Annotated in this window: 19 protein-coding genes; 4 read left to right on the top strand and 15 right to left on the bottom strand. The window is 73.0% G+C overall.

Annotation, left to right across the window (positions count from 1 at the left end; translation table 11 throughout):
* Nucleotides 1-17: 17 nt before the first annotated feature.
* The 8 genes from ACYQ0U_RS08955 to ACYQ0U_RS08920 form a co-directional block, all read right to left on the bottom strand.
* Nucleotides 18-2,408, bottom strand: coding sequence for an NADH-quinone oxidoreductase subunit G (locus ACYQ0U_RS08955; RefSeq protein ID WP_459971794.1), 2,391 nt, complete (start codon nucleotides 2,406-2,408; stop codon nucleotides 18-20).
* Nucleotides 2,405-3,718: an NADH-quinone oxidoreductase subunit NuoF gene (nuoF, locus tag ACYQ0U_RS08950; RefSeq protein ID WP_459971791.1), complete on the bottom strand. Its 1,314-nt coding sequence runs from the start codon at nucleotides 3,716-3,718 to the stop codon at nucleotides 2,405-2,407. The genes ACYQ0U_RS08955 and nuoF overlap by 4 nt, the downstream gene beginning before the upstream one ends.
* Nucleotides 3,715-4,482 carry an NADH-quinone oxidoreductase subunit NuoE gene (gene nuoE / locus ACYQ0U_RS08945; protein WP_459971789.1) on the bottom strand — a complete coding sequence of 256 codons (768 nt, stop codon included), beginning with the start codon at nucleotides 4,480-4,482 and terminating at the stop codon, nucleotides 3,715-3,717. Before nuoE ends, nuoF begins: the two co-directional genes overlap by 4 nt.
* The gene (locus ACYQ0U_RS08940) at nucleotides 4,479-5,813 is read right to left on the bottom strand and encodes an NADH-quinone oxidoreductase subunit D (protein ID WP_459971786.1); all 1,335 of its coding nucleotides are present in this window, start codon (nucleotides 5,811-5,813) and stop codon (nucleotides 4,479-4,481) included. Before ACYQ0U_RS08940 ends, nuoE begins: the two co-directional genes overlap by 4 nt.
* Nucleotides 5,813-6,526, bottom strand: a complete 714-nt coding sequence (locus ACYQ0U_RS08935; protein WP_459971784.1) for an NADH-quinone oxidoreductase subunit C — start codon at nucleotides 6,524-6,526, stop codon at nucleotides 5,813-5,815. Before ACYQ0U_RS08935 ends, ACYQ0U_RS08940 begins: the two co-directional genes overlap by 1 nt.
* Nucleotides 6,523-7,077, bottom strand: coding sequence for a NuoB/complex I 20 kDa subunit family protein (locus ACYQ0U_RS08930; RefSeq protein ID WP_459971782.1), 555 nt, complete (start codon nucleotides 7,075-7,077; stop codon nucleotides 6,523-6,525). Before ACYQ0U_RS08930 ends, ACYQ0U_RS08935 begins: the two co-directional genes overlap by 4 nt.
* Nucleotides 7,078-7,224: 147 nt before the next feature.
* Nucleotides 7,225-7,584 carry an NADH-quinone oxidoreductase subunit A gene (locus ACYQ0U_RS08925; protein WP_459971779.1) on the bottom strand — a complete coding sequence of 120 codons (360 nt, stop codon included), beginning with the start codon at nucleotides 7,582-7,584 and terminating at the stop codon, nucleotides 7,225-7,227.
* Nucleotides 7,585-7,946: 362 nt separating this feature from the next.
* Nucleotides 7,947-8,636 (bottom strand): demethylmenaquinone methyltransferase, encoded by a 690-nt coding sequence (locus ACYQ0U_RS08920; protein WP_459971777.1) that lies wholly within the window; start codon nucleotides 8,634-8,636, stop codon nucleotides 7,947-7,949.
* A 283-nt stretch (nucleotides 8,637-8,919) separates the two neighbouring features.
* On the opposite strand from ACYQ0U_RS08920, the gene ACYQ0U_RS08915 reads away from it, so the two are divergent.
* On the top strand, nucleotides 8,920-9,765 hold the full coding sequence (locus ACYQ0U_RS08915) for a L,D-transpeptidase family protein (RefSeq protein ID WP_459971775.1): 846 nt from the start codon (nucleotides 8,920-8,922) through the stop codon (nucleotides 9,763-9,765).
* Here the strand turns inward: ACYQ0U_RS08915 and ACYQ0U_RS08910 are convergent.
* Nucleotides 9,753-10,391: a hypothetical protein gene (locus ACYQ0U_RS08910; RefSeq protein WP_459971773.1), complete on the bottom strand. Its 639-nt coding sequence runs from the start codon at nucleotides 10,389-10,391 to the stop codon at nucleotides 9,753-9,755. The genes ACYQ0U_RS08915 and ACYQ0U_RS08910 overlap by 13 nt on opposite strands.
* A 65-nt stretch (nucleotides 10,392-10,456) precedes the next feature.
* On the opposite strand from ACYQ0U_RS08910, the gene ACYQ0U_RS08905 reads away from it, so the two are divergent.
* The gene (locus tag ACYQ0U_RS08905) at nucleotides 10,457-11,680 is read left to right on the top strand and encodes an isochorismate synthase (protein ID WP_459971771.1); all 1,224 of its coding nucleotides are present in this window, start codon (nucleotides 10,457-10,459) and stop codon (nucleotides 11,678-11,680) included.
* On the opposite strand, the gene ACYQ0U_RS08900 is transcribed toward ACYQ0U_RS08905, so the two are convergent.
* Entirely contained in the window at nucleotides 11,681-11,968 is a 288-nt protein-coding gene (locus tag ACYQ0U_RS08900; protein WP_459971769.1) for a YciI family protein, read from the bottom strand.
* A 1-nt stretch (nucleotide 11,969) separates the two neighbouring features.
* Nucleotides 11,970-12,599, bottom strand: coding sequence for an MBL fold metallo-hydrolase (locus tag ACYQ0U_RS08895; RefSeq protein ID WP_459971766.1), 630 nt, complete (start codon nucleotides 12,597-12,599; stop codon nucleotides 11,970-11,972).
* A 97-nt stretch (nucleotides 12,600-12,696) separates the two neighbouring features.
* Here ACYQ0U_RS08895 and ACYQ0U_RS08890 point away from each other — a divergent pair, with 97 nt between their 5' ends.
* The gene (locus ACYQ0U_RS08890; RefSeq protein ID WP_459971764.1) at nucleotides 12,697-13,863 is read left to right on the top strand and encodes a cytochrome P450; all 1,167 of its coding nucleotides are present in this window, start codon (nucleotides 12,697-12,699) and stop codon (nucleotides 13,861-13,863) included.
* Complete coding sequence (locus ACYQ0U_RS08885; protein ID WP_459971762.1) at nucleotides 13,860-14,672, top strand: NAD(P)H-binding protein; 813 nt, start codon at nucleotides 13,860-13,862, stop codon at nucleotides 14,670-14,672. Before ACYQ0U_RS08890 ends, ACYQ0U_RS08885 begins: the two co-directional genes overlap by 4 nt.
* Here the strand turns inward: ACYQ0U_RS08885 and ACYQ0U_RS08880 are convergent.
* The 4 genes from ACYQ0U_RS08880 to ACYQ0U_RS08865 are packed head-to-tail and all read right to left on the bottom strand — an operon-like array spanning nucleotide 14,662 to nucleotide 20,011.
* Nucleotides 14,662-16,527: a cation:proton antiporter domain-containing protein gene (locus ACYQ0U_RS08880; protein WP_459971760.1), complete on the bottom strand. Its 1,866-nt coding sequence runs from the start codon at nucleotides 16,525-16,527 to the stop codon at nucleotides 14,662-14,664. The genes ACYQ0U_RS08885 and ACYQ0U_RS08880 overlap by 11 nt on opposite strands.
* Before the next feature lie 12 nt (nucleotides 16,528-16,539).
* Nucleotides 16,540-18,105, bottom strand: coding sequence for a 2-succinyl-5-enolpyruvyl-6-hydroxy-3-cyclohexene-1-carboxylate synthase (gene menD, locus ACYQ0U_RS08875; protein WP_459971758.1), 1,566 nt, complete (start codon nucleotides 18,103-18,105; stop codon nucleotides 16,540-16,542).
* Nucleotides 18,102-19,043, bottom strand: a complete 942-nt coding sequence (locus tag ACYQ0U_RS08870; RefSeq protein ID WP_459971756.1) for an o-succinylbenzoate synthase — start codon at nucleotides 19,041-19,043, stop codon at nucleotides 18,102-18,104. Before ACYQ0U_RS08870 ends, menD begins: the two co-directional genes overlap by 4 nt.
* Nucleotides 19,040-20,011 carry an AMP-binding protein gene (locus tag ACYQ0U_RS08865; RefSeq protein ID WP_459971754.1) on the bottom strand — a complete coding sequence of 324 codons (972 nt, stop codon included), beginning with the start codon at nucleotides 20,009-20,011 and terminating at the stop codon, nucleotides 19,040-19,042. Before ACYQ0U_RS08865 ends, ACYQ0U_RS08870 begins: the two co-directional genes overlap by 4 nt.
* Between the last annotated feature and the right edge of the window lie 34 nt (nucleotides 20,012-20,045).

Raw genomic sequence — 20,045 nt, 5'->3', positions numbered from 1 at the left:
CGGGACCACTGCGAGGTTCACGCGTCCGCTCCCTTCGTGACGTGCACGCGACTGCCCGGCGAGGCCAGGTCCGCGAGCACGCCGTTGCCGAACGAGTTGGCCGGCACCCACACGACGTCGTCGGCGAGGTCGGTCGCCTCCGCCGGGAGGGTCACCGAGCCGCGGTCACCGGTGAGGGTGACGGTCGGTCCGTGGGCGGCGTACGCCGCGCGGCTCAGCCGCGCGACCGGCGTACGACCGGTGGCGCGGTAGGCCTTGTCGCCGTCCTGCATCGAGCCGTTGTCGACCAGCAGCTTCCAGGTCGCCAGCGCGAGCCCGTCGCCGCCCGCCGCGCCGGCGGAGACGGGAGTGTGGGTGGCGCGGTCGCCGTCCCACGGCCCCATCTCCTCCATCTGCGCCCGGGCCTCGGTGACCGTGCGGAACCCGAGCGGCCGCCCGAGCTCCTCGGCGATGCCGGCCAGGACGCGCAGGTCGGGCAGCGACGTGGGGTTGGCGAAGACGGCCTCGAACGGCCGCGGACGGCCCTCCCAGGTGACGAACGTGCCGGCCTTGTCGGCGACCGGAGCGACCGGGAACACCACGTCGGCGGCCCGGGTCACGTCGGTCTCCCGGACCTCGAGCGCCACGACGAACGACGCCGCGGCGATCGCCGCGCGGGTGGCGGCCGGGTCGCTGGTGTCGTCGGGGTCGACGCCGCCGATGACGAGCCCGCCGAGCTCGCCGCTCGCCAGCGCGGCGACGATCGCGTCGCCGTCGCGGCCGGCCGCGTCGGGGAGGTGCTCGACGCCCCAGGCGGTGGCGGCGTCGACGCGGGCCTGGGCGTCGGCGACCGGGCGGCCTCCTGGCAGCAGGTTGGGCAGGCAGCCGGTCTCGAGCGCGCCGCGGTCACCGGCCCGGCGCGGCACCCAGGCCAGCCGGGCACCCGTCCTCGCGGCCAGGCTCGCGGCGGCGCTGAGGGCACCGGGCACGGTGGCGAGCCGCTCGCCCACCAGGACCACGGTGTTCTTGTCCACGCCCTGGTCGACCAGGCCGTCGATCGCGGCCGGCTCGGCGCCCGGCGCGGTGGCGATGAGCGTGCCGTGCATCTTGGCCAGGCCGCGCGAGGCGTACGACGCGACCGACAGCACGCGAGTGCCGCCCCCGGGTCGAGCAGGCGCCGACGCCTTGCGCAGCCGGAGGAAGATCATCCCGGCCTCGTCCTCGGGCTCCAGCCCGACGAGCACGACGGTCGTCGCCGACTCGAGGTCGGCGTAGGTCACCGTCGTCCGGAGGACGACCTCGCTCGCGAGGAACGACGCCTCCTCCGCGGAATGCGGGCGGGCCCGGAAGTCGATGTCGTTGGTGCCGAGCGCGACGCGGGCGAACTTGCTGTAGGCGTAGGCGTCCTCGGCGGTCAGGCGACCACCGGTGAGGACACCGACACCGCCGGCCGCCCGGAGGCCGCGGGCCGCGACCGCGAAGGCCTCGGGCCAGGACGCCGGACGGAGCTCCCCGTCTCCCCCGTCCTCCACGCGGTCGCGGACCTGCGGGTAGGTCAGCCGGTCCGGCTCGCTCGCGTAGTGGAACGCGAACCGGTCCTTGTCGGTGATCCACTCCTCGTTGACCTCGGGGTCGTTGCCGGCGAGGCGGCGCATCACCTTGCCGCGCCGGTGGTCGACGCGGATCGCCGAGCCGCAGGCGTCGTGCTCGGCGACGGCCGGACTGGAGACCAGGTCGAACGGGCGGGAGCGGAACCGGTAGTCGGCGCTGGTCAGCGCGCCCACCGGGCAGATCTGGATGGTGTTGCCGGAGAAGTAGGAGTCGAACGGCTCACGCTCGTAGATGCCGACCTGCTGGAGCGCACCGCGCTCGACCAGCGCGATGAACGGGTCGCCGGCGATCTGCTCGGAGAAGCGGGTGCAGCGCGCACAGAGCACGCACCGCTCCCGGTCGAGGAGCACCTGCGCGGAGATGTTGATCGGCTTGGGATAGGTGCGCTTGACGCCCTCGAACCGGGTCTCGCCACGGCCGTTGGTCATCGCCTGGTTCTGGAGCGGGCACTCGCCGCCCTTGTCGCAGACCGGGCAGTCCAGCGGGTGGTTGATCAGCAGGAACTCCATGATCCCCTGCTGGGCCTTGTCCGCGACCTCGCTGGTGGCCTGGGTGTTGACGACCATGCCCTCGGCGACCGGCAGGGTGCAGGAGGCCTGGGGCTTCGGGAAGCCCCGGCCGTTGCCGGCGTCGGGCACGTCGACCAGGCACTGGCGGCAGGCCCCGACCGGCGCGAGCAGCGGGTGGTCGCAGAACCGCGGGATCTGCACGCCGATCTGCTCGGCGGCGCGGATCACCAGCGTGTCCTTGGGGACGCTGACCTGGACACCGTCGATCGTCAGGCTGACGGTGTCCACCTTCTCGGGCGTGGTGGTCATGCCGTCACCTCCTGTCCTGCCCAGGCGGTCGAGCGGGCCGCGTCGAAGGGGCACCCGCCCTGCGTGAGGTGCGCGACGTACTCGTCGCGGAAGTACTTGATCGAGCTCGCGATCGGGCTGACCGCACCGTCGGCGAGCGCGCAGAACGAGCGGCCGAGGATGTTGTCGCACTGGTCGAGCAGCAGGTCGAGGTCGGCCTCGCTCCCCTGCCCCTTCTCCAGCGCGGCCAGCGTCTGCACCAGCCACCACGTGCCCTCGCGGCACGGCGTGCACTTCCCGCAGGACTCGTGCTTGTAGAACTCGGTCCACCGCAGCACGGCCCGCACCACGCACGTGGTGTCGTCGAAGATCTGCAGCGCACGGGTGCCGAGCATCGAGCCGGCCGCGCCGACGCCCTCGAAGTCGAGGGGTACGTCGAGGTGCTCGGCCGTGAGCAGCGGGGTGCTGGAGCCACCCGGGGTCCAGAACTTCAGCTCGTGGCCCTCCCGGATGCCGCCGGCCAGGTCGATCAGCGTGCGCAGGGTGATGCCGAGCGGCGCCTCGTACTGGCCGGGCCTCTGCACGTGGCCGGAGAGCGAGAAGATGCCGAAGCCCTTGGACTTCTCGGTGCCCATCGAGGCGAACCAGCCGTGGCCGTGCTCGATGATGCTCGGCACCGACGCGATCGACTCGACGTTGTTGATGACCGTCGGGCTCGCGTAGAGGCCCGCGACGGCCGGGAACGGCGGACGCAGTCGCGGCTGGCCGCGACGACCCTCGAGTCCCTCGAGCAGCGCGGTCTCCTCGCCGCAGATGTAGGCGCCGGCGCCCGCGTGCACCACGATGTCCAGGTCGAAGCCCGAGCCGTGGATGTTCCGGCCGAGGTGGCCGGCGGCGTACGCCTCCTCGACGGCGCGCTGCACGCGGCGGATCACGTGGAGCACCTCGCCGCGGATGTAGATGAACGCCTTGTTCGCGCGGATGGCGTAGCTGCTGATGATGACGCCCTCGACCAGCGTGTGGGGGCTGGCCATCATCAGCGGGATGTCCTTGCAGGTCCCCGGCTCGGACTCGTCGGCGTTGACGACGAGGTACTTCGGCTTCGGGTTGTCCTGCGGGATGAAGCCCCACTTCATGCCGGTCGGGAAGCCGGCGCCGCCGCGACCGCGGAGGCCGGACTCCTTGACCTCCTCGATGACCGCGTCGGGCGCCATCGCGAAGGCCTTGTCGAGGGCGTGGTACCCGCCGCGGGCCTCGTAGGACGCCAGCGTCCAGGCGCGGTCGTCGCCCCAGTTCGCCGTCAGCACGGGCGTGAGCGTGCTTGTCGTCACTGAGCCTCCCTCCCGTCGTCCACCTGCTTGGTCTCAGTCTCCGCGCGACTCGTGTCCGCCTGCTCGACAGCCTCTTCCTTGGTGTCAGCAGAACGGCCAGAGCCTTCGCTGCGGGTCGCGGAGCCGTTCACCTCCGGGGCCTTCCAGTCGTTGGCGTGGGCGATGTCGAGGCCGACGAGCGAGGCCGGGCCGGCGGCCGGGCCGTCGTCGGCGAGGCCGTCGGGGTAGCCGGCGAGCACGCGCTCCGCCTCGCGCCAGGTGACGACGCGCGGGCCGCGGGTCGAGTGGACCTCCCTGCCCTCGCGGAGGTCGTCGACGAGCTGGACGGCGGACTCCGGGGTCATGTTGTCCATGAACTCCCAGTTGACCATCATCACCGGCGCGAAGTCGCAGGCCGCGTTGCACTCGACGTGCTCGAGGGTGATCTTCCCGTCGTCTGTCGTCTCGTCGTTGCCGACGTCGAGGTGGCCCTTGAGCCGTTCGAAGATCGCGTCGCCGCCCATCACCGCGCAGAGCGTGTTGGTGCAGACGCCGACGTGGTAGTCGCCCACCGGGCGGCGCTTGTACATCGTGTAGAACGTCGCGACACCGCTGGCGTCGGCGGCGGAGATGCCGAGGATCTCGGCGCACGCCTCGATGCCCTCTGGCGTCACGCGGCCCTCGACCGACTGCACGAGGTGCAGCATCGGCAGCAGGCCCGAGCGCGGCTCGGGGTAGCGGGCCGCGATCTCGCGCAGCTCGCCGTAGGTCTTGTCGTCGATCACCTGTCGACGCCTCCCATCACCGGGTCGATGGACGCGATCGCGACGATGACGTCGGCGACCAAGCCGCCCTCGCTCATCACGCTCGTGGCCTGGAGGTTGGTGAACGACGGGTCGCGGAAGTGCGCCCGGAACGGGCGGGTGCCGCCGTCGGAGACGACGTGCGCCCCGAGCTCGCCGCGCGGCGACTCGACCGGCACGTACGCCTGGCCCGGCGGGACCCGGAAGCCCTCGGTCACCAGCTTGAAGTGGTGGATCAGCGCCTCCATCGACTCGCCCATGATGTGGCGGATGTGGTCGAGGGAGTTGCCCATGCCGTCGCTGCCGATCGCGAGCTGGCTGGGCCAGGCGATCTTCTTGTCGGCGACCATCACCGGGGCGCCGTCCATCCTCGCGAGCCGGTCGGCGGCCTGCTCGACGATCTTCAGCGACTCCCACATCTCGGCGAGGCGGACGCGGAACCGGCCGTAGGAGTCGGCGGTGTCCCAGGTCTGCACGTCGAAGTCGTAGGTCTCGTAGCCGCTGTAGGGCTGGGTCTTGCGCAGGTCCCACGGGTAGCCGGTGCTGCGGAGCACCGGGCCGGTGAGGCCCAGCGCGAGACAGCCCTCGAGGTCGAGGTGGCCGACGCCCTCGAGGCGGGCCTTGAAGATCGGGTTCGCGTTGCAGAGGTCGGCGTACTCCGGGAGCCGCTTGCGCATCAGGGCGATGAAGCCGCGGATCTCGTCGAGCGCGCCGGGCGGGAGGTCCTGGGCGACGCCGCCGGGGCGGATGAACGCGTGGTTCATCCGCAGGCCGGTGATCAGCTCGAACAGGTCGAGGACGAGCTCGCGCTCGCGGAAGCCGATCGTCATCACGGTGAGCGCGCCGATCTCCATGCCGCCGGTCGCGATGCAGACCAGGTGGGAGGAGATCCGGTTGAGCTCCATGAGCAGGACCCGCATGACCTGGGCCTTCTCCGGGATGTCGTCCTCGATGTCGAGCAGCCGCTCGACGCCGAGCACGTAGCTCATCTCGTTGTAGAACGGCGAGAGGTAGTCCATCCGGGTGCAGAACGTGACGCCCTGCGTCCAGGAGCGGAACTCCATGTTCTTCTCGATGCCCGTGTGGAGGTAGCCGATGCCGCAGCGGGCCTCGGTCACGGTCTCGCCCTCGAGCTCGAGGATCAGCCGGAGCACGCCGTGGGTGGACGGGTGCTGCGGGCCCATGTTGACGACGACGCGGTCGTCGGCCTCCTCGGCGAGGCCCTCGACGATCGAGTCCCAGTCCTGCCCGGTGACCGTGAAGACCTTGCCCTCGGTGGTCTCGGAGGAGCCCGCGTACATGTCCTGGGTCATCAGTTGTAGCTCCTCCGCTGATCGGGAGGCGGGACCGTGCCGCCCTTGTACTCCACCGGGATGCCCCCCAGCGGGTAGTCCTTGCGCTGCGGGTGGCCCGGCCAGTCGTCGGGCATGAGGATGCGCGTGAGCGCGGGGTGACCGTCGAACACGATGCCGAACATGTCGTAGGTCTCGCGCTCGTGCCAGTCGTTGGTGGGGTAGACCGACACGATCGACGGGATGTGCGGGTCGGCGTCGGGAGCGGTGACCTCGACGCGGATCCGACGGTTGTGGGTCATCGAGAGCAGGTGGTAGACCGCGTGCAGCTCGCGCCCGGTGTCCTCGGGATAGTGCACGCCGCTGACGCCCGAGCAGAGCTCGAACCGCAGCCGCGGGTCGTCGCGGAGCACCTGCGCCACGGTGAGCAGGTCCTCGCGGCGCACGTGGAAGGTGATCTCCTTGCGGTGGATCACCACGCGCGGCGCCGCGACGTCGAGGCCGCCGTCGCGCAGCGCGGACTCCAGGCCGTCGGCCACCTCGTCGTACCAGCCGCCGTAGGGGCGCTGGGCGTCGCCGGGGTAGGCGATGGCCTGGGTGAGGCCGCCGTACCCGCTGGTGTCGCCGGTGCCGGCCGCGCCGAACATGCCGTGGCGGACACCGACCTGGTGGACCTCGCCGGTGGGGGCGGGGACGTTCTCGGGGGTCTCCTGGGTGTGGTCGTTCTCGGTCACCTGAGCTGGCCCCTCATCTCCGAGGTCGGCAGCGCGGTCAGCGCGGCGGTCTCGAGCTCGACGATCTCCTGCGCGCGGTTGGCGCCGAGCTTGGTGTGCTGGACCTGGTCGTGCAGCTTGAGGATCGCGTCGATCAGCATCTCCGGCCGGGGCGGGCAGCCCGGGAGGTACATGTCGACGGGCACGACGTGGTCGACGCCCTGGACGACGGCGTAGTTGTTGAACATGCCGCCGCTGCTCGCGCACACGCCCATCGCGAGCACCCACTTCGGGTTCGGCATCTGGTCGTAGATCTGACGGAGGACCGGCGCCATCTTCTGGCTCACGCGGCCGGCCACGATCATCAGGTCGGCCTGGCGCGGGCTGGCCCGGAACACCTCCATGCCGAAGCGCGCGAGGTCGTACTTGGGGCCGCCGGTCGTCATCATCTCGATGGCGCAGCAGGCCAGACCGAAGGTCGCGGGCCAGAACGACGCCTTGCGCATGTAGCCGGCGACGCCCTCGACGGTCGTCAGCAGGACGCCGCTCGGGAGCTTCTCCTCAATTCCCATCGGTGATCCTTTCCGAGTGAGCAGAGGTTGAGAGTTGCGAGGCGCTGTGCATGCCAAGGCCGACGAGGGAAGGCGACCTTCGTGCAGAGCGAAGCGGAGCGGTCGTCGACCGAGGAGAACGCAGGCAGGTGCAGTGCATCGCAGCTCTCAATCCCAGTCGAGGCCGCCGCGGCGCCACACGTAGGTGTACGCGATGAACACGGTGCCGATGAACAGGACCATCTCGACCAGCCCGAAGAGCCCCAGGGCGTCGAACTGCACGGCCCATGGGTAGAGGAAGATGATCTCGATGTCGAAGACGATGAAGAGCATCGCGGTGATGTAGTACTTCACCGGGAACCGCCCGCCGCCGGCCGGCTGCGGCGTCGGCTCGATGCCGCACTCGTAGGAGTCGAGCTTCGCGCGGTTGTACCGCCGCGGGCCGACGGCCATGCTCATGACCACGGACCCGATCGCGAAGACCGCAGCGAGTGCGGCCAGCGCCAGCACCGGCGTGTAGAGCTCCATCTCTCGCCTCTCTTCCGAGCCGCTTCCGGACCAGATTTGTGACCTTGTGAACCGAATCACTAAGTGGTCTGGGACACATCTAACCACTCCGGAAACGACCTCGCACCCGGGGGTGGGCAAAGGCGTGCGCGGGCGAGAACTCCGCGCTGACCTGCGAGATTACACAACGAGGATCTGCGCTAATTGACCGCCGACCTCCACGTCGCCGCGGCGGCGCTGGTCCGCGCGCTCGGATACTCCCTGACGTTCGGGGGGTCTGGGAGCGCTCCCGACCCCGCAAACGTCAGGGACTACCGCGCCAGCACGATGTCCGACACCGGCACGCCCCGGCACAACGCCGGAGCCTCGGCCAGCCGGAAACGTCAGCTCGTGGCGCGGTGCAGGGCGACGACACCGCCCGAGAGGTTGCTCCACTCCGGGGAGCGCCAGCCCGCCGCCTCGATCATCGCGGCCAGGCCGGCCTGGTCGGGCCAGGCCCGGATCGACTCGGCGAGGTAGACGTAGGCGTCCGGCGAGGAGGAGAGCGCGCGGGCGACCGGGGGCAGAGCACGCATGAGGTACTCGACGTACACGGTGCGGAACGGCGCCCACGTCGGGTGGCTGAACTCGCAGACGACCAGGCGGCCCCCGGGGCGGGTGACCCGGCGCATCTCGCGCAGGCCGGCGACCGGGTCGACGATGTTGCGCAGGCCGAAGGAGATCGTGACCGCGTCGAAGGTGTCGTCCGCGAACGGCAGCTGGGTGCCGTCGCCGGCCGTGAACGGCAGGTGCGGGCGCGCCTTCTTCCCGACCTGGAGCATGCCGACGGAGAAGTCGCACGGGATGACGCTCGCGCCCCGGTCGGCGAACGGCTGGCTCGAGGTGCCGGTGCCGGCGGCGAGGTCGAGGACCCGGTCCCCGGGCTGCGGGTCGACGGCCGCGAGCACCGCCTTGCGCCAGCGCCGGTCCTGGCCGAGCGACAGCACGTCGTTGGTGACGTCGTAGCGGCGCGCGACGGCGTCGAACATCGAACGGACGTCGGACGGCTGCTTGTCGAGCTCGGCGCGGACCACCCGCCGATGCTAGTGGCTGCCGCCGGGGGCGCGCCGGGGGTGTCCCGTGCTCCGCGTGCGTGCATCGCCAGGCGGCGGAGCGACGGCATACCGGGTCGTACGTCGAGCGACGCCAACGCGGCGAGGTGCGTGCGCGGGGTGCGGGACACACGGCGGGCCCCCGGTCGCGGCCACGCGTCACAGGTTGGTCACGGTGGCGGGGCACGCCGGTCCGCGTGCAACCAGACGCCTCGCCCGGGCGTCACCCTCGTGTCCAGATCCTCCTCCTTCCCCGGGAGCCGCCATGCTCGTCCTGCGTCGCCTCCTCCCCGTCGTCCTCGTGGCGGCGCTGCTCGTCACCGGCGCCTACGTCGCCGGTGCGGTCGAGGACGGCCCCTCCCCTCGCCCGACCGCGACGGGCACGGGCGGCGTCGACACCGCGACACCGACCCCAACGCCGACACCCGCACCGGCCCCCACACCGGCCCCCACACCGCCGCGGACTCCCGCGCCCGAGCCCGAGCCGCTGCTCGCACCGGGCGACCGGGGCACCGGCGTCCGCGACCTCCAGGCCCGGCTCGCGCAGCTCGACTGGTTCAACACCGACGTCACCGGGACGTACGGTGAGGTGACGACCGCGGCCGTGCGCGGCTTCCAGGACAAGCGGGGGCTGCCGGCGACCGGCGAGGTCGACCAGCGCACGCTCGACCGGCTCCACGCGATGACCACCGCCCCGACGGTCGCCGAGCTGCACAACCGCGAGAACCAGCCGGGCGCCCTCGACCCGCGCTGCCGCACGGGACGCGTCCTCTGCGTCGACAAGACCACGCAGACGCTGCGCTGGGTCGTCGACGGGGAGGTCCTGCGGACCGTCGACGTGCGCTTCGGCTCAGCCTCGACGCCGACCCGCGAGGGCCTCTTCCACGTCTACCTCAAGAGCCGCGACCACGTGTCGAAGCTCTACGGCTCGTCGATGCCGTTCGCGATGTTCTTCAGCGGCGGCCAGGCCGTGCACTACTCACCCGACTTCGCGGCGGTGGGCTACGCCGGGGCGTCCCACGGCTGCGTCAACGTGCGCGACCACGAGACCGTCGCGGCGCTCTTCGACGAGGTCGAGGTCGGCGACGCGGTCGTCGTCTACTGGTCGTAGCCCGCGAGGATTTCGCGGGAGAGCTCGGCGAGCGCCTCGGCGCCGACCTGGTTGGACTGCGTCTGCACGGTCAGGCCGCCCTCGGAGAGCTGGCACTGCGTGGAGGTCGGGTCGCCGAGCGAGCCGTCCTCGCTCTGGCCGTAGCCGAGGACGCACGCGGCCCCGTCGACGTTCTCCATGGTCAGGCCGCCCCCGCCATCGGTGGTCGAGGGGTCCGTGAGCGAGTTCGGCGCGAGCGCCCCGCCCTCCGCGGCGAACACCTGGACGAACACGGCCTTCGAGCCGTCGATGACGTAGCTGCGGGTGACCGCCGGGTGGCCCAGCACCTCGGGCAGCACCTCGTTGCCGTACTCCGTGCTCTCCGCCTGCTGCTCGGCGATCTGGTCGGCCTGCTCGGCGAGCTCGCCGTCGGCGAAGGAGTCGGCGAGGTCGGCGGCGGTGTAGCCGCCCGGCAGCGTGTCAGGGAGGCTCAGCTCGACCTGCGGCTCGGCCTCCTCGGCGTCGGCCGTCTTGGGAAGGCCGATCGCGAACGCGGCCATCAGCCCCAGCAGGATGACGCCGACGACGACGCCGACGATCGTGGACGCGTGGCCCGACGTACGGCGGGCGGAAGTGCTCGTGCTCACGTCCTGCGACGCTACCCGCCCGCCCGAGGCGGGTCTCGGCCGGGTCCGTCGGTAGTCTCGGGCCCGTGACGTTGACCGTCCGCACCGTCCGCCTCGAGCTCGAGGAGGCCACGCGGCTCCTCGACCTCGTCCCCGGCGACCGACCGGTCACGTGGCTGCGCCGCGGCGACGGCCTGGTCGGCTGGGGCGTGGCGGCGGAGGTCCGCACCCATGGCGCGACCCGCTTCGCCGATGCGGACAAGTGGTGGCGCGAGACCACGGCTCGCGCGACCGTGCACGACGAGGTCGCCGAGCCCGGCTCCGGCCTGGTGTCGTTCGGCACCTTCGCCTTCGCCGACGAGCCCGGTGACTCCGTGCTGGTCGTGCCGCAGGTCGTGGTCGGCCGCCGCGGCGACGTCGCGTGGCTGACCACCGTCGACGTGCCCGCACCGGCGCTCGAGCCCGCCGACGTCCCGGCTCCGCCGGTCGGCGTGAGCTTCGCCGACGGCGCGCTCAACGGGGAGCAGTGGATGTCCGTCGTGGCCGACGCGGTCGCCCGGATCAGCCGCGGCGACCTGGAGAAGGTCGTGCTGGCCCGCGACCTCGTCGCCACCGCCGACGAGCCGGTCGACGTCCGCTGGCCGCTGCGCCGCCTCGCCGAGGGCTACCCGATGTGCTGGACCTTCCACGTCGACGGCATGTTCGGCGCCACCCCCGAGATGCTCGTCCGGCGCGAGCGCGGCCTGGTCACCTCCCGCGTGCTCGCGGGCACCATCCGGCGCACCGGCGACGACGGCCGCGACCTGGCCCTGGCCGCCACCCTGGCCCGCTCGTCGAAGGACCTCGAGGAGCACGAGTACGCCGTGCGCTCGGTCGCCGACGCCCTCGAGCCGCACTGCTCCTCGATGAACGTCCCCGAGGCGCCGTTCGTCCTGCACCTGCCCAACGTCATGCACCTGGCGACCGACGTCGCCGGCGTGGTGCACGACGCGGCCACGGTCTCCTCGCTCCAGCTCGCCGAGGCCCTGCACCCCTCGGCCGCGGTGGGCGGCACGCCGACCGCCACCGCCACCGCCCTGATCGCCGAGATCGAGGGCATGGACCGCGACCGCTACGCCGGCCCGGTGGGCTGGATGGACGCCAGCGGCGACGGCGAGTGGGGCATCGCCCTGCGCTCCGCCCGCGTCGACGGCGCCACCGTCCGGCTCTTCGCCGGCTGCGGCATCGTCGCCGACTCCGCCCCCGAGGCCGAGCTGGCCGAGGCGCAGGCGAAGTTCGTCCCGGTGCGGGACGCCCTCACCGCGGACTGATCACTCGAGCCCCAGCGGTCCGCGCCAGCGGCCCCGCGCGATCTGCCAGCCGACGACCCGGCGCTCGGTGATCACGCCCGCGGGGCGGAGCGGGTCCTGGTCGAGGATCGCCTCGACCTCGGCCGCGGACTCGCCCTCCCAGATGAGCACGGCGCCGTTGGCGTCGGTCGGGCCGCTGGCCAGGAGCTGCGGCTGCTCGGCCAGCCAGTCGCGGTGGGCCGGGCGCACCTCCTCGAGGGTCGCGGTCGCGTCGGGGTCGTACTCGTAGGTCGCACAGAAGATCGCCATGTCACAGATCCTGCCCGTCGGCCAAGCGGACGTACGACAGGCCCTCGTTCGGCAGGAACGCGTTCATGTGCTGCTCGAGGATCCCGTGGGCCGCCTCGGTGTAGATCCGGTCGTGGATCGCGAGGTTCCGCGGGGCCTTCACGGCGCGGGCGAAGTCGACCGCCTCGGAGGCCTTGAGCCACGGCGCCGACGACGGGACCAGCAGCACGTCGACGGCCTCGCCGGGCTCGGTCAGCGAGTCGCCCGGGTGGTAGACCTTCGTGTCTCCGAGCGTCAGGACGAAGCCGCTGTTGGTGATCCGCTCGAACTCGGGGTGGATCACCGCGTGCATCTCCCCCACCGCCCGCACCGGCAGGCCGACGTCGAAGGTCTCCTCCGGCGCGACCACGGTGACCGGGACCGCGGGCGCCTCGTCCCGGATCCTCGACGCCACGGCGGCGATGGTGAAGACCGGCGCCTTCGCGGCGAGCAGGTGGTCGGGCAGGTAGTGGTCGGGGTGCTCGTGGGTGATCAGCACGGCGTCGGCGCCGGCCACGGCGGCCGGATCGGTGAAGACGCCCGGGTCGACCACGACCGTGGTGCCGCCGTGCTCGATCCGGACGCAGGCATGTCCGAACTTGGTGATCCGCATGTCCCTACGATGCCACCGTGACCCCCACGCTGCGCCCCGCCGTCCCGCGCCAGCACTACGACGACCTCGGCGCCTGGGAGATCCGGATGGTGCGACCATGACGTACTTCGACCTCTCGGACCCGTCGTTCGACGTGACCTCCCCCGAGGTGCACGCGGCCCGCGACGACAGCTGGTACGTCGAGACCAACTGGGGCTGGGCCGTGCTCCGGTACGCCGAGGTCAGCGCGCTGCTGCGCGACCGGCGGTTCCGCCAGGGCAACGCCCGCTGGCCGGCCCAGAACGGCATCCACTCCGGGCTCTTCTCGGACTGGTGGCAGGAGACGCTGCTCAGCCTCGAGGGCGACGACCACGCGCGCATCCGCCGGCTGATGGTGCCCGCCTTCCGCAACAAGACGATCGCGGCGATGCAGCCGCGGTTCCAGGCGCTCGCGAACGAGCTGATCGACGGCTTCGCGAGCCGGGGCACGGTCGAGCTGATCGAGGAGTTCGCCGAGCCGTACGCCGCCCGCATCATCTGCCTCCTCCTCGGCCTGCCCGAGGACCACTGGCACCAGGTGGCGCGGTGGGCCGACGACCTCGGCGCGTCGTTCTCGATCGACGTCGGCAACCAGGTGCCGCGGATCGAGGCGGCGCTCACCGGCCTCTACGGGTACGTCGACGAGGTGGTCGCCGACCGGCGGCAGCACCCGCGCGAGGACCTGGTGACGACGCTCGTCCAGGCCGAGCAGCTGAGCGACCACGAGCTCGGCGTCGCGCTGGTGTTCCTGGCCTTCGCCGGCATGGAGACCACGCGCAACCAGATCGGGCTCGCCGTCCAGACCCTGCTGAGGCACCCCGACCAGTGGCGGCTCCTCGGCGAGCGGCCCGACCTCGGCGCCAACGCGGTCGAGGAGGTGATGCGGGTCAACCCGACCGTCACGTGGGTGACCCGCGAGGCGCTCGAGGACGTGGAGTTCCAGGGCCTGCACATCCCGCGCGGCGGCATCGTGCAGATGCTGTCGCACAGCGCCGGCACGGACCCGAGCGCGATGCCGGACCCGGCGTTCGACATCACCCAGCAGCGGCCGCCACACCACGGCTTCGGCGCCGGCGTGCACCACTGCCTCGGGCACTTCGTCGCGCGCACCGACATGGCCGTCGCGCTGCCGCTGCTCGCGCGGCGGATGCCGGACGCGGTCCCCGACGGCCCGGGCGAGTGGCTACCGGTGTCGGGCAACACTGGAGCGGTGAGCTTCCCGATCCGCTTCACCCCGTCGTCATGATCGCCGTCACCGGGGCCACCGGCCACGTGGGCGGACTGGTCGCCCGCGCGCTCGCCGAGGACATGCGCACCGACCTGCGCCTGGTGGTGCGGGACCCGTCGCGGGCACCCGACTACGACACCGACGTCCGGCAGTGCACCTACGCCGACCACGAGGCGGCGGTCGGCGCGCTCACCGGCGCGGACACGCTGTTCATGGTCTCGGGGGCCGAGGCGGCCGACCGGCGCGACCAGCACCGCACGTTCATCCGGGCCGCGGCCGACGCGGGGGTCCGGCACCTCGTCTACACCTCGTTCGCCGGTGCCGCCCCCGACGCGACGTTCACGCTCGGCCGCGACCACTGGGACGCCGAGGCCGCGATCCGCGAGAGCGGCCTGGGGTTCACCCTGCTGCGGGACAACTTCTACCTCGACCTGCTGCCGCACTTCGCGGATGCCGAGGGCGTCATCCGCGGCCCGGCCGGCGACGGACGCGTGGCCGCGGTCGCGCGCGCCGACGTCGCGGACGTCGCGGTGGCCGTCCTGCGCGACCCCGCCGCTCACGCCGGCGCGACCTACACGCTGACCGGGCCGGAGGCGCTCACGCTGGCCGAGATCGCCGACCGCGCGGGCGTCCGCTTCGAGAACGAGACCGAGGAGGCGGCGTACGCCTGGCGGCGCGAGCGGTACGGCGCCGAGCAGTGGCAGCTCGACGCGTGGGTCAGCACATACACCGCTATCCGCGACGGCTCGGTCGCCGAGGTCACCGGCGACGTCGAGCGCGTCGCCGGCCACCCGCCGCGGTCGCTGGAGGACCTGCTCAGGCCGTGAGGTGGTGCACGTAGCACCACCGCCAGTCCTCGGCGGGCTCGGCGGACTGCATGACGGGGTGCTGCTCGTCGTGGAAGTGCGCGGTGGCGTGCTGGCGCGGTGAGGAGTCGCAGCAGGCGACCTTGCCGCACTCCAGGCACCGGCGCAGCGAGACCCACCGCGTGCCCTCGTCGAGGCAGTCCTGGCAGCACGTGCCCGGCGGCTCGTCGACCTTCCCGTAGTGCTCCAGGTCGGCGCACAGGTCGCCGATCGACCACTTCCGGCGGGCGTAGGACTGGGTGTCGTCGCGCTCGGCCTCGGCGCTGTCGAGCATCGACTCCTCGACGTCCAGCATGGCGAGCACGTCGACGACCACCTCGGAGGGGACGGTGCCCGAGTCGCGGATCTCGAGGATGCGGCGGCGCTCGGCGTCGATGAGCCGGCTGCGGATCCGGTAGTAGAGAGCGGCCGGCGACTCCTGGTCCGGCACGGTGCTGAGCCGCTCCCAGGCGGCGAAGTTGCGCTGGTCCAGTCGCTGGCGGATCAGGTCGACGACACCGGCGTGGTCGTCGTACTCCATCTTGTCGAGCTCCTCCAGCACGGCCTTGGAGGCCTGCTGGAGCAGGGTCGCGCGGGCGAGCGCGTCGTCGAGCGGGTCGGGGGCGGGCACCTCCAGGCGGCCCGCGATCATCGGCAGGGACAGGCCCTGGACGAGCAGCGTGCCGGCCACGACGGTGAACGCCGCCATGAGGAGCACCTCGACGTGCTGGGTCCCCGGAGGGATGAGGAAGGCCGCGGCCAGCGTCACGACCCCGCGCATGCCGGCCCAGCCGACCAGGAAGGTCTCGGCCGCCGGCGGCCGCTGGCCGGTCGCCGGGTCCGGGCCGGGGCGGACGAGCATCCAGCGCGAGACGAAGACCCAGATGAGGCGCAGCACGATGCACGCGGCGAGCGTGGCCAGGCAGACGGCGGCGATCCGGCCGCCGGACAGGTCGCTGTCCGCGAGGTCCTGGAAGAGCCACTGCGCCTGGAGACCGATCAGCGCGAAGACGGTGTTCTCGAGGAGGAAGGCGATCGTGCGCCAGTTGATCCGCTCCGCGATGCGCGACTGGGCGGTCTGGAGGATCGGGGCCTTGTGGCCCAGGAGCAGGCCGGCGACCACGACCGCGACCACGCCGGACGCGTGGACCTCCTCGGCGAGGAGGAAGCAGGCGAACGGGATCACCAGCGACAGACCCACGTCGAGCACCGGGTCGGTGATCCGGCGGCGCAGCCTGCTCACCAGCAGCACGGCGGCGAGTCCGATCAGGATGCCGCCCCCGGCGGCGACGACGAAGTCGAGTCCGACCTCCCAGGCCTCGACCCCGACTCCGGCCGCGGCGATCGCGGTCCGCAGCGCCACGAGGGCGGTCGCGTCGTTGAAGAGCGACTCGCCCTCGAGGATGGTCACGACCCGGCGTGGGAGACCGATGGTGCGCCCGATCGCGGTGGCCGCGACCGCGTCGGGCGGAGCGACGACGGCCCCGAGCGCGAACGCGATCGGCCACGAGACCTCGGGCACCAGCACGTGGACGACCACGCCGACGCCGGCGGTGGTGAAGAGCACGGCGCCGACCGACAGCGCGAGGATCGCCCGGCGATGGACGTTGAAGTCGACCAGCGACGAGGTGATGGCGGCCGAGTAGAGCAGCGGCGGCAGCAGGCCGAGCAGCACCACCTCGGGCTCGAGGTGCACCTGCGGCACGAACGGCAGGAACGAGGCACACACGCCCGCGACGACCAGGACCAGCGGCGCCGGGATGCCGAGCCAGCGGGCGACCACGACCCCCGTCAGGACCCCGACGGCGAGCGAGACCAGGAAGAGGGCCACGTGCACCCGCTCATTGTCCTACGGCCGCAAGCCCCGGATCCGCTCGTCCAGCTCGCGGCGGTTGTCGCGGCGGACCGCGACCTCGACGACCTCGACACCCCCGTTGGGGCTGGCGAGGGCCTGCTCGAGCTCGGGCAGGCTGGTGACGCGCAGGTGCGGCGTCCGCGTGGCGGCGCACAGCGACGCCAGGTCCACCCCGTGCGGGGTGCCGAAGAGGCGCTCGTACTGCTCGGCGTACTCCCCCGCGCCCTGCTCGAGCATGGTGAAGATCGAGCCGCCGTCGTCGTTGACGACCACGATCGTCAGGTCGGGCACGGGCTCGCCGGGACCGATGACCAGCCCGTTGGCGTCGTGGAGGAACGTCACGTCGCCCATCAGCGCGAGCGCGCGGGTGCTGTCCGGGCGCGCCAGCGCGGCGCCGACGGCGGTCGAGACCGTGCCGTCGATGCCGGCCAGGCCGCGGTTGGCGACCACCTTGCGCCGGGCGCCGACGCGGTAGCGCGGCACCATCAGGTCCAGGTCGCGGATCGGGCTGGACGCGCCGACCACGAGCAGGCCGCCCTCCGGCAGCGCGCGCGCGACGGCGCCGGCGACCTCGTGGGGGGTCAGGTCCGGCTCAGCCGCGAGCAGCGCGTCGAGCTGGCGCGAGACCGACCGGTCGGCCGCGTGCCACGCCGCGAGCCACGCCGGATCGTCGGGCGCCTCGACCGACGGCACCACCACGAGTCGCTCGTCGACCGGGAACGGCCGGTCGTGCCAGACGCCGTACGCCGGGGTGTCGATGACCCGCACGTCCGCGCGCGCGAGCAGCCGGCTGACCGGGCGCGACAGCGTCGGGTGGCCACAGACCACGACCCGCTCGACCCGGTCCCCGAGCTCGGTGCCGAGCAGGAGGCGATACGTGCGGACGGCGTTCTCGCCGGTGCGGGAGCCGCTGGACGGCTCCGCCAGGAGCGGCCAGCCCGCGCGCTCGGCGAGGACCCGTGCCGGCGGGCCGGCGTCGTCGCCCGCGACCACGACCGTGCGCGGCCCGACGGGGATCGTCACGTGCACGGCCGATCGCAGCCGCCGGGTGGGCTCGCCGGGAGTGACGGCGGGCGTCCAGCGGTCCTCGGGCACCAGCGGGTCGTCGAGCGGCACGTTCACGTGCACGGGCCCGGTGGTGCGGAGCTCGAGGTCCCCGGTCGCGTCCTGGGTCGCGACCAGCGGCCCGAAGATGCCGACCTGGTCGGTCGTCTGGTTCGCGCTGGTGCCGCGCAGGCGAGCCGGCCGGTCGGCGGTGACGACGACCAGGTCGACGTCGGCGTGGGCGGCCTCGAGCACGGCGGGGTGGAGGTTCGCGACGCCGGTGCCGGACGTGCAGATCACCGCGGCGCGGCGGTGGTTGCGCGAGAGCCCGAGCGCCAGGAAGCCGGCCGTGCGCTCGTCGATCCGCGTGTGCAGCCGGACGAGTCCGGCCGTGGCGGCGTCGTACGCCGCGAAGGAGAGGGGGGCGTTGCGCGACCCGGGCGCGACCACGATCTCGGTGACGCCGGCCTCGACCAGGGCGGTGACGACCCGGCGGGCCAGCTGGGTGGAGCTCACGGGCGTCGATCCTGCCGCACGGCGCGGACCGCGGCGAGGCGGGCCTCCCAGAGCGCGACCCGGTCCGGGTCGGCGGCGACCAGCGACTCGTCGACGACGGGCACCCGCACCGGCAGCGCGCCGTCGACCGGGAGCAGCGGCTCGGTGACGACGTCGCGCTCGAGCAGCTGCACGGTCGCGAGGCCGCACGCGTAGGGCAGCTCGGGCAGGGCCGCCGCCAGCGCCACCCCCGCCGCGATGCCGACGCTGGTCTCCAGCGCGGACGACACCACCACCGGCAGCCCGATGTCCTCGGCGATCCGCAGGCAGGCGCGTACGCCGCCGAGCGGCTGCACCTTGAGGACGGCGACGTCTGCCGCCTCGAGGTCTCGCACCCGGTAGGGGTCGGCCGCTCGGCGGATCGACTCGTCGGCCGCGACCGGCACGTCGAGCGCCCGGCGCACCGCGGCGAGCTCCTCGACGCTCGCGCACGGCTGCTCGACGTACTCCAGCCCGCCGGCGGCGCGGTCGAGCACGGGGATGCGGGCGAGGGCGGTGTCGAGGTCCCACAGGCCGTTGACGTCGATGCGGATCCGGCCGTCCGGGCCGATCGCGTCGCGGACGGCCTCGAGCCGGGCCTCGTCGTCGGCGGGCGACTGCCCGGGCTCGGCGACCTTGACCTTGGCGGTGCGGCAGCCGCCGTTGGTGACGATCGCGTGCGCGCGGTCGGCCTCGACCGCGGGGACGGTGACGTTGACCGGGACGCTCGCGCGCCGGGCGGCCGGCCAGTCGCCGGCGGCGGCCTCCTCGGCGCAGCGCAGCCAGGGCTCGGCCACCTCGGCGTCGTACTCGAGGAACGGGCTCCACTCGCCCCAGCCGGCCTCGCCCCGCAGGAGGACGCCCTCGCGGACGGTGATGCCGCGGAAGCGCGTGCGCATCGGCAGGCTGTAGACCCTCACACCATCTCCCCGAGCGCGAGCCGGTCGGGCTTGCCGTTGCCCAGCAGCGGGATCGCGTCGAGCGCGACGAGCTGCCGCGGGGCCCAGGACCGGGGGTGGGTCGCGGCCACCCAGTCGCGCGCCTCGGCGAGGCCGAGCGGCCCCACGACGAAGGCCACGACCCGGTTGCCCCACTCCGCGTCGGGCACGCCGAGCACCTCCGCCGCCTCGACCGCGTCGTGCTCGCGCAGGCGCGCGGCGACGGCACCGGCGGGCACGTTCACGCCGCCGGTCACGACCATGTCGTCGACCCGGCCCAGCACGTGCAGCCGGCCGTCCTCGTCGAGCCGGCCGGCGTCGGAGGTGCGGAACCAGCCGTCGACGAGCACCTCGGCCGTCCGGTCGGGCTCGCCGGCGTACCCGGCGAACAGGGTGGGCCCGCCGATCCGGATCCGGCCGTCGAGCTCGAGCGCGACGGCGACGCCGTCGAGCGGGTGGCCGTCGTAGACGCAGCCGCCGGCGGTCTCCGCCGAGCCGTACGTCGCGACCACGTGGACACCTGCGTCCTCGGCGCGACGACGCAGGGCGGGGTCGATCGGGCCGCCGCCGAGCAGCACGGTGTGGAAGCTCGCGAGCGCCGCGGCGTCGGTGTCGAGGAGCCGGTGCAGCTGGGTCGGCACCAGCGAGACGAAGTCGGCCTCACGCGCGGCCGCCGCGAAGTCGCCGGGGTCGTCGCCGAGCACCACCGGCTCGTGGCCCGCGACCAGCGAGCGGCAGATCACCTGGAGGCCGGCGACGTACGACGGCGGGAGCGCCAGCAGCCAGCGGCCGCTCGCGCCGAGCCGCCGGGCGCTGGCGTGGACCGACGCCAGCACGGCGTCACGCGGCAGCAGCACCCGCTTCGGTGTGCCGGTCGAGCCGGAGGTCTCGACGACCCACGGCTCCGGGTCGTCGGCGGCGAGCCACGCCGCCAGCCGCTCGATCTCCACCCGCCCGAGGCTAGCGCCGGCGCCGAGTGCTTGA

Source organism: Nocardioides pyridinolyticus, from assembly GCF_054653575.1.
The sequence above is the reverse complement of the archived record's forward strand: the minus strand, read 5'-3'. Positions and strand labels throughout refer to the sequence as shown.

Excerpts from the sequence above, each read along its gene's own strand:
- ACYQ0U_RS08940 (WP_459971786.1), bottom strand. The coding sequence starts at position 5,813 with ATGACCCAGGACATGTACGCGGGCTCCTCCGAGACCACCGAGGGCAAG.
- ACYQ0U_RS08930 (WP_459971782.1), bottom strand. The coding sequence starts at position 7,077 with ATGGGAATTGAGGAGAAGCTCCCGAGCGGCGTCCTGCTGACGACCGTC.
- ACYQ0U_RS08885 (WP_459971762.1), top strand. The coding sequence starts at position 13,860 with ATGATCGCCGTCACCGGGGCCACCGGCCACGTGGGCGGACTGGTCGCC.
- ACYQ0U_RS08900 (WP_459971769.1), bottom strand. The coding sequence starts at position 11,968 with ATGGCGATCTTCTGTGCGACCTACGAGTACGACCCCGACGCGACCGCG.
- ACYQ0U_RS08895 (WP_459971766.1), bottom strand. The coding sequence starts at position 12,599 with ATGCGGATCACCAAGTTCGGACATGCCTGCGTCCGGATCGAGCACGGC.
- ACYQ0U_RS08915 (WP_459971775.1), top strand. The coding sequence starts at position 8,920 with ATGCTCGTCCTGCGTCGCCTCCTCCCCGTCGTCCTCGTGGCGGCGCTG.
- ACYQ0U_RS08955 (WP_459971794.1), bottom strand. The coding sequence starts at position 2,408 with ATGACCACCACGCCCGAGAAGGTGGACACCGTCAGCCTGACGATCGAC.
- ACYQ0U_RS08925 (WP_459971779.1), bottom strand. The coding sequence starts at position 7,584 with ATGGAGCTCTACACGCCGGTGCTGGCGCTGGCCGCACTCGCTGCGGTC.
- ACYQ0U_RS08890 (WP_459971764.1), top strand. The coding sequence starts at position 12,697 with ATGACGTACTTCGACCTCTCGGACCCGTCGTTCGACGTGACCTCCCCC.